At 39.2% G+C, this 12,885-nt stretch carries 16 protein-coding genes; 8 read left to right on the forward strand and 8 right to left on the reverse strand.

Going from position 1 to position 12,885, the window contains the following annotated elements; all coding sequences use genetic code 11:
- Nucleotides 1-24 precede the first annotated feature (24 nt).
- From FA047_RS11795 to FA047_RS11805, 3 genes are read left to right on the forward strand one after another with little or no spacing between them, the layout of a single operon-like run.
- Nucleotides 25-1,275, forward strand: coding sequence for a DUF4374 domain-containing protein (locus FA047_RS11795; RefSeq protein WP_136836275.1), 1,251 nt, complete (start codon nt 25-27; stop codon nt 1,273-1,275).
- A gap of 54 nt (nt 1,276-1,329) precedes the next feature.
- Complete coding sequence (locus FA047_RS11800; RefSeq protein ID WP_136836276.1) at nt 1,330-2,643, forward strand: PepSY-associated TM helix domain-containing protein; 1,314 nt, start codon at nt 1,330-1,332, stop codon at nt 2,641-2,643.
- Between the two features lie 30 nt (nt 2,644-2,673).
- Complete coding sequence (locus FA047_RS11805; RefSeq protein ID WP_136836277.1) at nt 2,674-3,390, forward strand: DUF4198 domain-containing protein; 717 nt, start codon at nt 2,674-2,676, stop codon at nt 3,388-3,390.
- A gap of 71 nt (nt 3,391-3,461) precedes the next feature.
- On the opposite strand, the gene FA047_RS11810 is transcribed toward FA047_RS11805, so the two are convergent.
- Together FA047_RS11810 and FA047_RS11815 are read right to left on the reverse strand one after the other, a co-directional pair.
- Nucleotides 3,462-3,683, reverse strand: coding sequence for a helix-turn-helix domain-containing protein (locus FA047_RS11810; protein WP_169304394.1), 222 nt, complete (start codon nt 3,681-3,683; stop codon nt 3,462-3,464).
- A gap of 246 nt (nt 3,684-3,929) precedes the next feature.
- Complete coding sequence (locus FA047_RS11815) at nt 3,930-5,171, reverse strand: ABC transporter permease (protein ID WP_136836279.1); 1,242 nt, start codon at nt 5,169-5,171, stop codon at nt 3,930-3,932.
- Between the two features lie 313 nt (nt 5,172-5,484).
- Here FA047_RS11815 and queA point away from each other — a divergent pair, with 313 nt between their 5' ends.
- Both queA and FA047_RS11825 read left to right on the forward strand, forming a co-directional pair.
- A complete protein-coding gene (gene queA / locus FA047_RS11820) occupies nt 5,485-6,534 on the forward strand; it encodes a tRNA preQ1(34) S-adenosylmethionine ribosyltransferase-isomerase QueA (RefSeq protein ID WP_136836280.1) in 1,050 nt (349 codons plus the stop codon).
- 82 nt (nt 6,535-6,616) lie between these two features.
- Nucleotides 6,617-7,300, forward strand: a complete 684-nt coding sequence (locus FA047_RS11825) for a 2-C-methyl-D-erythritol 4-phosphate cytidylyltransferase (protein WP_136836281.1) — start codon at nt 6,617-6,619, stop codon at nt 7,298-7,300.
- Nucleotides 7,301-7,348: 48 nt separating this feature from the next.
- Here FA047_RS11825 and FA047_RS11830 read toward each other — a convergent pair whose 3' ends face one another.
- The 6 genes from FA047_RS11830 to FA047_RS11855 form a co-directional block, all read right to left on the reverse strand.
- On the reverse strand, nt 7,349-7,510 hold the full coding sequence (locus tag FA047_RS11830) for a lmo0937 family membrane protein (RefSeq protein WP_131596424.1): 162 nt from the start codon (nt 7,508-7,510) through the stop codon (nt 7,349-7,351).
- A 136-nt stretch (nt 7,511-7,646) separates the two neighbouring features.
- On the reverse strand, nt 7,647-7,868 hold the full coding sequence (locus tag FA047_RS11835; RefSeq protein WP_008240955.1) for a DUF2795 domain-containing protein: 222 nt from the start codon (nt 7,866-7,868) through the stop codon (nt 7,647-7,649).
- 110 nt (nt 7,869-7,978) lie between these two features.
- The gene (locus tag FA047_RS11840) at nt 7,979-8,527 is read right to left on the reverse strand and encodes a cob(I)yrinic acid a,c-diamide adenosyltransferase (RefSeq protein WP_136836282.1); all 549 of its coding nucleotides are present in this window, start codon (nt 8,525-8,527) and stop codon (nt 7,979-7,981) included.
- Between the two features lie 9 nt (nt 8,528-8,536).
- Nucleotides 8,537-9,298 (reverse strand): ABC transporter ATP-binding protein, encoded by a 762-nt coding sequence (locus FA047_RS11845; protein ID WP_136836642.1) that lies wholly within the window; start codon nt 9,296-9,298, stop codon nt 8,537-8,539.
- Between the two features lie 78 nt (nt 9,299-9,376).
- The gene (gene gatC, locus FA047_RS11850) at nt 9,377-9,667 is read right to left on the reverse strand and encodes an Asp-tRNA(Asn)/Glu-tRNA(Gln) amidotransferase subunit GatC (RefSeq protein ID WP_136836283.1); all 291 of its coding nucleotides are present in this window, start codon (nt 9,665-9,667) and stop codon (nt 9,377-9,379) included.
- The gene (locus FA047_RS11855; RefSeq protein WP_136836284.1) at nt 9,664-10,395 is read right to left on the reverse strand and encodes a lysophospholipid acyltransferase family protein; all 732 of its coding nucleotides are present in this window, start codon (nt 10,393-10,395) and stop codon (nt 9,664-9,666) included. The genes gatC and FA047_RS11855 overlap by 4 nt, the downstream gene beginning before the upstream one ends.
- Before the next feature lie 142 nt (nt 10,396-10,537).
- On the opposite strand from FA047_RS11855, the gene trpS reads away from it, so the two are divergent.
- The 3 genes from trpS to kdsB are packed head-to-tail and all read left to right on the forward strand — an operon-like array spanning nt 10,538 to nt 12,885.
- Nucleotides 10,538-11,536: a tryptophan--tRNA ligase gene (trpS, locus tag FA047_RS11860; RefSeq protein ID WP_136836285.1), complete on the forward strand. Its 999-nt coding sequence runs from the start codon at nt 10,538-10,540 to the stop codon at nt 11,534-11,536.
- A gap of 4 nt (nt 11,537-11,540) precedes the next feature.
- A complete protein-coding gene (locus tag FA047_RS11865; protein WP_136836286.1) occupies nt 11,541-12,155 on the forward strand; it encodes a deoxynucleoside kinase in 615 nt (204 codons plus the stop codon).
- A gap of 1 nt (nt 12,156) precedes the next feature.
- Nucleotides 12,157-12,885, forward strand: coding sequence for a 3-deoxy-manno-octulosonate cytidylyltransferase (gene kdsB / locus FA047_RS11870; RefSeq protein WP_136836287.1), 729 nt, complete (start codon nt 12,157-12,159; stop codon nt 12,883-12,885).

Raw genomic sequence — 12,885 nt, forward strand, 5'->3', positions numbered from 1 at the left:
ATAATAATTCTTAAAAAAATCAATATGAAAACAACGTTTACAAAAACGCTTCTTGCCTTAGCGTTTGCAGGAGTATTAAGTTCTTGCGATAAAAAATCTGATAGAGAAGTGGTTCCACCAAACCCTGGAAATTACATTATTGCAGTTACCCCAACCGCCATTGCCAGTAAGGCTGATTACCTGGTAACAACGGCCAGTCTTGACACAGGTAAAGTATCTATCATTGGCAACGGCACTGAACAGGCTGGTTTGTATAGATATTACGTAACTGCGAACAACAAATTCTTTAGCATGTTATACGGTCAGGGTAGTCCGGGTGCAGTAACTGTTTACGGCATTACTGATGGTAAATTAAAAAAACTTAACGACTTTACTTCTGCCACAGTACATGCTTTTGCACCTGTAAACAATGATATCCTCACGATCAAAGTGCCTAGAAGAATTGCTGCCGCGGGTACACCTACGGTTTACGAATGGTACCGTGTAAGCACAGTGACCAATGAAGAGATAGCAAAAGGTACTTCAGATGCCATAGCACCAAGCGGTAATGGGGAAATTGCCCATTTGAGCTGGATCAAACAAGTTGGAAATAAAGTATTTGCTCCTTATTTCAGTATCTACAATAGCTTCTTCACCAAATTCCCTGATGAGGCTGGAATCGCTGTATTTTCTTATCCGGAAATGCAATATGAAAAAACCATCAGAGATACCAGAACAAGCTTCATCGGCAGGTATTTCGTTGATGGTCTGGGTCTGGTTGAAAATGGTGATTGCTATGCATTTTCATCATCAGTAGCCGCAGATGACGATCCTGCTACTACTGCAGTAGATGCTAAAATGACCTCAACAAAACCTTCAGCGATTACCCGCATTAAAGCAGGCACAACAGAGTTTGACCAAACGTATTTTTTTAACTTCGAAACTGCTTCTAATGGTTATGTAATCACCAATTGGTTAAACATTGGCCAAAACAAATTCATAGCGAACATTGAGCCTGTTGCTACAAAAGGGCAGTATGTGACTGGTAAGCGTTTGGCTATTGTTGACGTGGTGAATAAAACAGTTACCCCGGTAAACGGTTTCCCTGAAGCTTCGCAAATTTCAAGTATAACTACCACTAACTATAGCCCTAAAGACGGAAAAACCGGCTACATAGGTGTGAATTTGATAAACAGCACAACTTATATCTATAAGATAGACGCAAGTACTGCAACCGCTAAGCAAGGAGTTAAGGTTGAAGGTGGTAACATCACTGCTATTCAGCACATTCAATAATTCTAAATCACACCCATACAAACACATTAAATACACACCTAACAAATTAGAACAATGATCACCGGAAATAAACCCTCAGCACCGAAAAAGAAGAGCAAGGATTCGCTTTTTAAAAGGATCAACAACTGGCTTCACCTCTGGCTGGGCCTGATTTCAGGTGTCATTGTTTTAATTGTATGTATCACGGGATGTATCTGGGTGTTCAATGAGGAGATCACTGGTTTGTTGGAACCTGAAACGAAGGTGGAATGGCAGAACAAACCGGTACTCAGTCCCTCTCAGCTAACTGCTGTTGCTGCCAATTTATATAAAGACAAAGTGCCTTCCTATGCAAACTACCACCAGGGTGAGGTGATTAACCTCAGTCTGAGGGATAAGGTGGAAAAGAAGGGCGGACGCAGAGGTGAGGGTGGTGGAAGACGAGGCGGTGGTGTGCTGCTCAAGATTAATCCTTATAGCGGAGAAGTGATCAGTAAAGAAGTACGCAAACCAGGCGAAACAGATTTTTTCAGGTTCATCCTGAACGGTCACCGTTTCCTTTGGTTGCCTTATGAAATAGGACGGCCTATTGTGAATTATGGTACAATGATCTTTGTTGTATTGCTGATTACCGGACTGATCTGGTGGTATCCCAAAAAGTGGAATAAATCTATCACAGACAAGAGCTTCAAAATTAAATGGGGTGCATCTTTTAAGCGGGTAAACCTTGATCTGCACAATGTACTTGGATTTTATTCCTTGTTATTTTTGTTGGCAATTGCCCTAACCGGAATGGTATATGGCATCAAATGGTATAGTGAAGGACTTTACTGGGTGACTACCGCTGGTGAGAAACTACCGGAATTTAGAAGAATGGAATCTGATTCCCTGCAGGCAGGTAAGTTTTACACCCCTGTACAGGCTATGGATGCCGCATGGGCAAAGGTGATCGGTAAGCATCCTAAATCCACGGGTTTCTATTACAGTTTCCCGGATGCCAAACGTGCAAAGGCAACGATAGACATTACCGTCTACCCTACTGCCGGGCAGTTTTACAATAGTCAAGGTTATTCCTTTGACCAGCATACGTTAAAGGAACTGAAGCGTAAGGATCCTTATTCAGTTCCGTACGATGAGGCTACGGTTGGACAGAAGCTCCGCAAGATGAACTACGATATTCATGTAGGCAGTATATTGGGATTCCCGGGTAAGGTATTGGCCTTTCTCGCTTCACTAATCGGCGCTTCCCTCCCTATTACCGGATTCCTGATCTGGTACGGACGTAAATTCAAAAAGAAAAAAGGCAAATCCGACAAGCCTGCCTCCAGTCGGGCTGAAAATAAAGATCAGCCTAAAAAACCAGTTGTGAAAGAGGTGATTTTAAATTAGTACAGAAACTGTAATCAAATATAAAACAAAATGAAAAAGACATTATTTACATTACTGACTGCCCTATTGTGCTTCAGTACAACAGGGTTGTTTGCACATGCATTGTGGATAGAAACACCTGCTACAGGCAAGGTTGGACAAAAACAAGCGGTGAAGGTGTTTTACGGAGAATACGCTGACCTGGGACGCGACAGTGTTTCTACATGGTACTCTGATGTAAAAGAATTCACACTGTGGCTGGTAGGTCCGGACAACAAGAAAACTCAGCTGAAAGTAACATCTGGTTTGAACTATTTCGAGGGAAGTTTTACTCCTGAGCGAAATGGTTCGTACACTGTCATCGTAAGTCATGAAGCCAAAGAGCTTGGCGGCACCACAAAATACCATTTCCTTTCAAGCGCAGGTGTGAGTGTAGGGAAAGTTGCGGCGGCAGCATTGCAAAATACCAATGCACTGAGATTACATCTGGAGGACGTTACCTCATTGAAAATAAAGAACCCGATCAAAATGACGGCTTTCCTAGGCGACGCCGTTGCCTCTAAAAAAGCGGTGACTGTTTTTTCACCTACAGGATGGTCTAAAGAATTTTATACTGATGACAAAGGTGGTTTTGAATTTATCCCGCTATGGCCTGGGCGTTATGTGGTTGAAATCAGTGATATGGACAAAAAGGCTACCGGAACCCATCACGGTAAAGATTATACTGGAGTATGGAAGGGCGCTACATACAGCTTTGAGTTAAAATAAGCTTTAAAAACAATAAAAAGATTTTGAAGGTCCGGTTTGATGATTCAGATCGGACCTTTATTATTATTGAGCTACATTAACCCCAGTCGGTCTACAATTTCATAAAGCGTACCGAGATTAAAATTATAGGTACCACTCAACCACACAGAAATCACCTTTTTATCCTGACCCATCATTTTTGCAAACTGCGTTCTGGTTATATTACGCTTCATCAACACATTTTTTATTGCCTCAGCCAGTTCCATTGAAACCTTTATGCGCTTCATTTCTACAGGAGATATGTTCTTGTTCATAGGACGTGTCTTAAATCTATTAACTTTCCTTTTCATAAGCTAAATCTTATTACTTAAGATGGTCAATATGATAGCCAATTGTCCTGATTTCAAGCCTTATAGGAGTATTTTTTGTATAAACCGCTTTAAACAGACATTAGGGAGCCAAATATTAAAAACGTATGACATCAGGTGGCACAGGCGTAAAAACAAAATTGGAGAATTATGAGGCAGCAAAACATCTAAATGTAGATTTTAATTCTACATTTAAGACCTAATGGCTTCTACCGGATCTAGTCTGGATGCAGAATATGCAGGCCAAAAGCCTGATATTGTACCGATTGCAACAGAAACACCAACCCCCAGAATAATATTACTCAGGAATAAGATAATCTCAAAGCCTCCGGACTTGGTTAGCAATGTTACCAAATATACCAGGAACAACCCCAACAATCCACCAAGTAGGCAGAGCACTATGGACTCAAAAAGAAATTGCAGCAAAATGAAATAATTCTTTGCACCTAGTGACTTTTGTATACCGATGATATTGGTACGTTCTTTTACAGACACAAACATAATATTGGCTATCCCAAAACCGCCAACCAGGATAGAAAATCCTCCGATAACCCAGCCTGCAAGATTGACCTTTTCAAACATACTATCCAACTGCTGAGAAGCAATTGTACTTTTATTTAATGCGAAATCTTCCTCAGCACCGGGCTTAATCCGTCTGATGGAACGCATCGCACCCTGTATTTCACTTTCAATCTCATCTAAAGCAATGTGTTCATACCCTCTCACTGTAATGGTTGGATCATAGCGGTCGCTTTCTACATCCATAATTCCTTTTGCAAAATTCAAAGGCATTACTATGTTTTTGTCTTGCGACATTCCCATCATATCCTCCCCTTCCTTCTTAAATACGCCTATGACATTCAGTTTTCTGCCCATGACAACGATAGATTTACCTACTGCTGTAGCACCATTGAACAATCCTTCGGCAATATCAGCCCCTATCAGCACAACAGGCGAACCGGCCCTGCCTTCATTTTCCGTAAAGTATCTGCCTTCCTGAAAATCAAGGTTCCATGTTTTATTAAAATCCTGAGATGCGGCCCTTATGCCTGCACCTTCTACTGAATTGGCCCTGTATTTTACAGTTCTTTCATTTGCAGATATCTCATAAGAAACACCCTGCGCATATTCCAGTCTGTCTTTAAGCAATTGATAATCTCTTAGAGAAGGTTCCGGTCTGTTCACATATTTCCACCAGGGATAATCTCCAAATCCTCCCCAGGGCCATTTTTGTACAAAAACAGTTTTTGAGCCTAATTTATCTACACTGGCCTGAAGCTTTGCCCGCAACGAATCTACTGCAGAAAACACAAAAATGATGGTAAAAATACCAATAGTGATTCCCAGAAGGGAAAGCAATGTCCTGAGTTTATTTTGGCGCAGTGCATCAGATGCAAACCGAAAACTTTCGCCTATTAGCCTGAGAATAATCATAATTGTAGTTTAGACCAAAAGTACCTAAAAAGGTTACAGGTCTTATCCATATAAAGTAAATAATACATTGCTAATAACTTGTTTAGGTTATAAGAGCATTATTTAGGGAATACATAGGAAGTACACCCGCTTTTCAGCGGGTTGAAAGCGTGTATACTCCTTGTTTACTCCCTGTTTAATGTATACCAGATATGATCATGGTAAAAACCAGTTGCTAATTTTATAAACAAATGACTTAGGTTCAAATAAGTTAATTATAAAATTAAAGATTATATTTTGTAAATTTGCGCCCTTAATTATCACATCGAAAAATATGAAGTTATCTCAGTTTAAGTTTAATTTACCTGAATCATTAGTTGCCAATAATCCTTCAGATGAAAGGGACGAAGCCCGTTTAATGGTTTTGCACAAGGACAGCGGCAAAATTGAACATAAAATATTCAAAGATATTTTAGGTTATTTTGATGACAAGGATGTAATGATATTAAACAACACCAAAGTTTTTCCTGCACGCCTTTATGGCAATAAAGAAAAAACAGGTGCTACTATTGAAGTTTTTTTGTTGCGTGAACTGAATAAAGAATTACGTCTCTGGGATGTCCTGGTAGATCCGGCCCGTAAAATCCGTGTTGGAAATAAATTGTATTTCGGTGATGATGACCTTCTTGTTGCTGAAGTGGTGGACAACACTACATCACGCGGACGTACTATTCGTTTCTTATTTGACGGTACTGACGAAGAATTCAGAAAAAACATTGAAATCTTAGGAGAAACACCATTGCCTAAATACATCAAACGTAAAGCAACTGCTCAGGATAAAGAACGTTATCAAACTATTTTCGCTAAACACGAGGGTGCTGTAGCTGCTCCAACAGCGGGCCTGCATTTCAGCAGAGAGCTGATGAAGCGCTTGGAACTTAAAGGAATTAACTTTGCAGAAGTTACCTTGCACGTTGGACTTGGTACTTTCAGATCTGTCGAGGTTGAAGATCTAACCAAGCATAAAATGGATTCAGAGCAATTCATTATTGAACAAAAAGATGCTGATATTGTAAATACAGCGATAGAGGAAAAAAGAAAAATCTGTGCGGTAGGTACAACTTCTATGCGTGCTATTGAATCCGCTGTTTCTTCAAACAGAACTTTAAAAGCAGCGAATGACTGGACAAGTAAGTTTATCTTCCCTCCTTATGATTTTAGTATTGCAAACTCAATGATCACGAATTTCCATACACCTGAATCAACATTATTGATGATGGTTAGTGCATTTGGTGGTTATGACTATGTAAGAAATGCTTATGAAGTAGCTTTAAAAGAAAAATATCGTTTTTACAGCTATGGTGATGCCATGCTGATCATCTAATCACAATAATTAATTTTTTGAGATAGGAGATTTGAATCTATAATGATTTAAATCTCCTATTTTTGTTTAAAGACATTTCAAAATGAAACATTATGCCATTATAGTTGCCGGCGGTACTGGAAACAGGATGAAAAGTGCTGTCGCCAAACAGTTCTTATTACTGAATGGCATGCCGGTACTGATGCATACCATTCAGACATTTTACAAATGTGTACTGAATCCTGAAATCATTTTAGTCTTAAACATACACCAGCATGGTTATTGGGAAGAATTGTGCCAAACCTACAACTTCAATATTCCTCATCAGGTGGTAAAAGGAGGTGAGCAAAGATTTCATTCCGTTAAAAACGGTTTAAAATATATCAAAGGAAAAGGTGTGGTTGCTGTACACGATGCAGTACGCCCATTGATCTCTACCGACCTCATAGAAAAATCTTATAAACAGGCAGAATTGGAGGGAAACTGCATTCTAGGTGTCGCTCCTACTGACTCTGTACGAAAGGTGATCAACCCACATAAAACTGAGGCATTAAACAGGAATGACCTTTTATTGATACAAACGCCACAGACATTTGATGTCGATTTGTTGAAAAAAGCTTATCAAAAACCTTACAGGAATGATTTTACCGATGATGCCTCAGTAGTCGAGCACTCAGGTTTTGAAATCAAAATTATTGAAGGAGAAAGAGAAAATATTAAAATCACGTTCCAGGAAGATCTGGAAATCGCAGCCATATTTCTAAAAAAAAGGGGCTTTGATTACTAATCAAAGCCCCTTACGAGATTCAGGTTAAATTATGTCTAAGGCCTTTTACTAAGCTGCCCTGTTTATAACCTTTAGGATGATCGCAATAACTGCAATAACTAATAAGATGTGAATTAATCCACCAACATTTGGACCGAAGCCTTGAAAAAAGAAGCCAATAACCCACAGTATTACTAATACCACGGCAACTAGATAAAGTAGATTTCCCATAACGTTTAATTTTTAGTTATAAATTTTTAGATAGATGTAAGGAAGCACAAACACTTCCATGACAAATCATAAACAATCATCATTCCAAAAACAAAAAAAGTCCCATTTTATTGGGGCTTTTTTTATTTTCTTATGGTTAATATTCGTCTTCGTTAAAGAAGAAGTCATCCTTTGTAGGATAATCTGGCCATATTTCTTCTATAGTTTCATATGGTTCGCCATCATCTTCCAAAGCTTGTAAGTTCTCAATTACCTCAACAGGTGCTCCAGAACGAATACCGTAATCAATCAATTCATCTTTTGTTGCAGGCCATGGAGCGTCTTCCAAATGCGATGCGAGTTCTAATGTCCAATACATATTTCTTATACTATTTAGTTATTCTTAATTTATTCGCAAAAGTATATTAAAAAACCTGAGCAAAACAAACTTTTTTTTCAACCTTTTTAAAGCATCAATTAATGCCCCAATCAAAGTCTGGGAAGCCAGATATTTTCTTCCGTCCCAGCATCTGAATTCAGTTTTCGTGCCAAAACAAATAAATAATCACTTAAACGGTTTAAATATATGGTCATTTTTTCGTCAACATAACTATCTGATGCCAAATGTACAGTGAGACGCTCTGCTCTCCTGCAGATACATCTGGCTATATGACAGTAAGAAACCACTGTATTTCCGCCAGGAAGGACAAAATGCTTCAATTCCGGAAGTTGCTCATTCATATGATCCATCTCCTGCTCCAATAACGTAATGTCACTATCATGGAGGTCCGGGATTTTCATTCTGGATTTCTCAGGATCGGCAGCAAGAGATGCACCTACAGTAAATAGCCTGTCCTGAATTTCTTTAAGGATTTTTTGATGATGAGGATTTATCTGCTGGCACATGATCAAACCAATGTATGAGTTCAGCTCATCTACGGTTCCATAACATTCAATACGAATGTGAAATTTCGGAACCCGGGTGCCACCAATTAAGGAAGTCAATCCCTTGTCACCTGTTTTTGTATATATCTTCATGAAGAAATATTAATCTATTTTTTCAAAATCACTTCCAGTTTTCTGAAGATCTGATAAACGTGGAGATACTGTTTTTACATCTGTATTTTGGTAATCCTTTTCTATTAAACCGTCCCTCATCCTTACAATACGGTGCGCATGTTGCGCGATGTCCTCCTCATGCGTCACCAGGATAATCGTATTGCCTTTACTATGAATTTCTTCCAGGAGTCCCATGATTTCTATTGATGTTTTGGTGTCCAGATTTCCTGTAGGCTCATCGGCCAGGATTATTGAGGGATTGTTGATTAAAGCCCGGGCCACCGCTACACGCTGACGCTGACCACCGGACAGCTCATTAGGTTTATGCGTAACCCTATTGCCCAGACCTACATTTTCAAGTGCTTTCTGAGCTCTTGCATCTCTTTCTTTTTTATTGGCACCGGCATAGATCAAAGGAAGTGCAACATTATCTAAAGATGTAGATCTTGGCAAAAGATTGAAAGTTTGAAAAACGAAACCTATCTCCTTATTACGGACTTCAGCCAGTTCATTTTCAGTCATCTGACTTACGTTTGTTCCGTTTAAAACATATTCTCCCTTGCTGGGTGTATCAAGACATCCGAGGATGTTCATCAAGGTTGATTTCCCTGAACCTGAAGGGCCCATTAGCGCCACGAATTCTCCTTTATGGATATTAAGGGTCACAGATTTCAAAGCATGGATGACTTCAGCACCGATTACATATTTACGACCGATATCTTTAATATTTATTAGTGGCTTATCATTCATCGATACTTTCTCCATGGCTTTTTTTAGGTTTTAGACATCTGCCTGTCTTTGAATGTTACAGAAAGGGCAATAATTGGGTTATTTTTCGATGATCTTTGGCACGAAGAAAAAACTTTCATTGTGTTTAGCAGCGTTTTTCAGTCCGTCTTCTACACTGATCTCCTGCTTTACAACATCTTCGCGCCAGACATTTTCTTCCTGATTCATATATACCAAAGGCTGTACACCGGTGGTATCCAACTCATTTAGTTTCTCCATAAATGTCAGGATCTTATTCATATCGACAATCAAAGTGTCCACTTCTTTATCCTCGATTGCTATTCTCGCTAAATCTGCAACTTTATTTATGGTTTGCTTATCTATATTCATCTATGAACAAGTTTATTGTTAATTAATTCAAAAATACGGTCTTTCAGCAAATCTGAGTCATCAATATTCAATTCTTTAGTAGAAATAGGTTTATGAACGTAAATATGACATAAACCCGGGCGTGTTCCATACTTAACACCGTCATCCCACATCTTTTTCCATACATCGGTCATGCTCACCGGAACTATCGCGATATTCTTTTCAATAGCCAGTCTGAAAGGTCCATTTTTAAAGTGTACCAATTTAGGAGGATAATGGTTGTCAATTTTTCCCTCCGGGAAAATGATCAGGCTCATACCCTGTTCAAGGTTGTCTCCCACTTTTTTAAAAGCCCTGAATGCAGATATTTTGCTGTCGCGGTTTACCGGAACATCTATGGTCTTAAAAAAAATCTTCAAAACAGGATTCTCCAATAACTCCTGCTTTCCCATGAAATGAAACCTGCCTTTTGCAAGGATACAAAGGATCATGATGTCAAGATTGGAAGTATGATTGGCACAGTAAATATACGTCTTGCCCTTTTCCAGAGGGACTTCAAAATCGAACCTGTAATAGACTCCTATCAGAAAGCTGCATATATGACTGTTTAGTTTACGAAACCTGTTCAATAAGAGATACCGCTCTGGTTTTCTGGATGCATAATAATAGAACGGATAAAAAAGTATAGAGAATACCAGAATAATCAATACAGAATATAAGCGGTGTACGTGCCTTAAGAGAGTAATCATCAAATCCAAACTTAGATAAAGTTATTTAAGTATTGTGCATGAAATTCATAAAAAATAGGTAGCTATGTACGAAATGGATTGTTTTTTATTATTTTCGGGCCAATAAAATCACAATTGATTTTTCAGTTTTAATTAAAATAAGATGAAAGAAACGGTAGTTAGTGGTATACGTCCTACAGGACAATTACATTTAGGTAATTATTTTGGTGCAGTAACCAATTTTGTAAAAATGCAGCATGATTATAATTGCTATTTTTTTATTGCAGATCTGCACTCCCTGACTACTCATCCGACTCCCCAGGATCTGCATGGATATGTAAGACATGTATTGGTTGAATATCTTGCCTGCGGAATTGATCCGGAAAAATCAACCATCTATGTACAATCTGATGTCCCTGAAGTTGCGGAATTGTATCTTTACCTGAATATGAACGCTTATATGGGCGAGCTGGAACGCAGTACTTCTTTTAAAGATAAAGTGAGGGCACAACCCGACAATGTAAATGCGGGTTTATTGACCTACCCTACCCTTATGGCGGCTGATATCCTGATACACAGGGCTACTAAGGTGCCGGTTGGAAAAGACCAGGAGCAACATCTGGAGATGACCCGTACATTTGGAAATCGTTTTAACAGGCTTTACAATTCAGAATATTTCCCTGAGCCTTTTGCTTTTAATTATGCCGAGAATCTAGTAAAGGTTCCCGGTTTGGATGGAAAAGGAAAAATGAGTAAATCCAGCGGTGATGGAAACTGCATTTATTTAGCAGATAGTCCGGATATCATCCGTAAAAAATTATCTAGAGCAGTGACTGATGGGGGGCCAACTGAAGAAAATCAGGCTAAGCCAGAAGCAATTCAAAACTTGTTTGACCTCATGAAAATTGTTTCTACACCAGATACGTTAACGCATTTTGATGAACTTTATAATAAAATGGCGATCCGTTATGGTGACTTCAAAAAACAACTTGCCGAGGATATGATTGTATTTAACTCACCTATCCGCGAGCGTATAGAGGAGCTTTCTAAAGACAGCTCATATTTGCGTCAGGTGGCTCTACACGGTGCCTTAAAAGCAAGAGAAAGTGCACAAAAAACAATTAAAGAAGTAAGATCACTAATCGGGTTTAAATCATTTTAATAACATGCATATAGCTATAGTTGGGAATATTGGTGCAGGAAAGACAACTTTAACAGGGTTGCTGGCAAAAAATTACGGATGGGAAGCCCTCTACGAAGCTGTAGACAATAACCCTTATCTGGAAGATTTCTATAGCGATATGAAGAGATGGAGCTTTAATCTTCAGATCTACTTCCTGAACAGCCGCTTTCAGCAAATTGTAGACATCCAGAATTTCAACAGAAATGTGATACAGGACCGTACAATCTATGAAGATGCGCACATCTTTGCTGATAACCTCCATGAAATGGGCCTGATGACGACCAGGGATCATCAAAACTATAAATCAATTTTTGAAAACGTTACCTCTTTCATTAAACCGCCGGATTTGCTGGTTTACCTGAGGGCTTCAGTGCCCACGCTTGTAAACAATATACAGCGCAGAGGGCGTGAATATGAAGCAAGTATTCGCATCGATTACCTATCCAAGCTGAACGAAAAATATGAAGACTGGATAAAAAACTATAAACTCGGTAAGTTATTGATATTGGATAAGGACAGGTTGGATTTCACCAACAACCCTGAGGACCTGGGAACAATTATACAATCAATCGAAGCAGAAATAAACGGTCTGTTTTAAAATGAAAATTCTAGGGATCATACCAGCCAGATATGCTTCAACACGTTTCCCAGGAAAGCCATTGGTGCAAATTGATGGCAAAAGCATGATCCAGAGAGTTTATGAGCAGGCAAAAAAAGCTCATGGGCTTACGGAAGTGATAGTGGCGACGGACGATGACCGCATTGCAGATGAGGTTAAAAACTTTGGCGGGAATTTCATCATTACATCTGATGCCCATTTAAGTGGTACGGATCGTTGTGCAGAGGTGATCGCAGCTATTTCAGGATTTGATGCTGTTATTAATATCCAGGGAGATGAACCGTACATTGACCCACTCCAGATAGAATTGTTAATTTCATGCTTCCGCAATAAAGATGTGAAACTGGCCACCTTGATTAAAAAGATCACAACAGAAGAAGATCTGTTCAATGTAAATATTCCAAAAGTTGTAGTTAACGCCAGTCAGCAGGCAATCTACTTCAGCAGGCAGACCATCCCCTATATAAGAGGTACTGAAGCCGGTCAGTGGATGGATAAGCGTCAGTTTTATAAACATATAGGCATCTATGGATATACCTGCTCTGCTCTGCTTGAGATTACGAAGCTACCTCCTTCTTCGTTGGAAACAGCTGAAAGCCTGGAGCAGCTGCGATGGATAGAGAACGGTTACAGCATTCAAACCAAGATCACAGATATCGAAACAATATCAATTGACACGCCTGAAGACCTGAATAAAATAAATGTTTAA

The organism is Pedobacter frigoris, from assembly GCF_005116445.1.
Classification (GTDB): domain Bacteria; phylum Bacteroidota; class Bacteroidia; order Sphingobacteriales; family Sphingobacteriaceae; genus Pedobacter; species Pedobacter frigoris.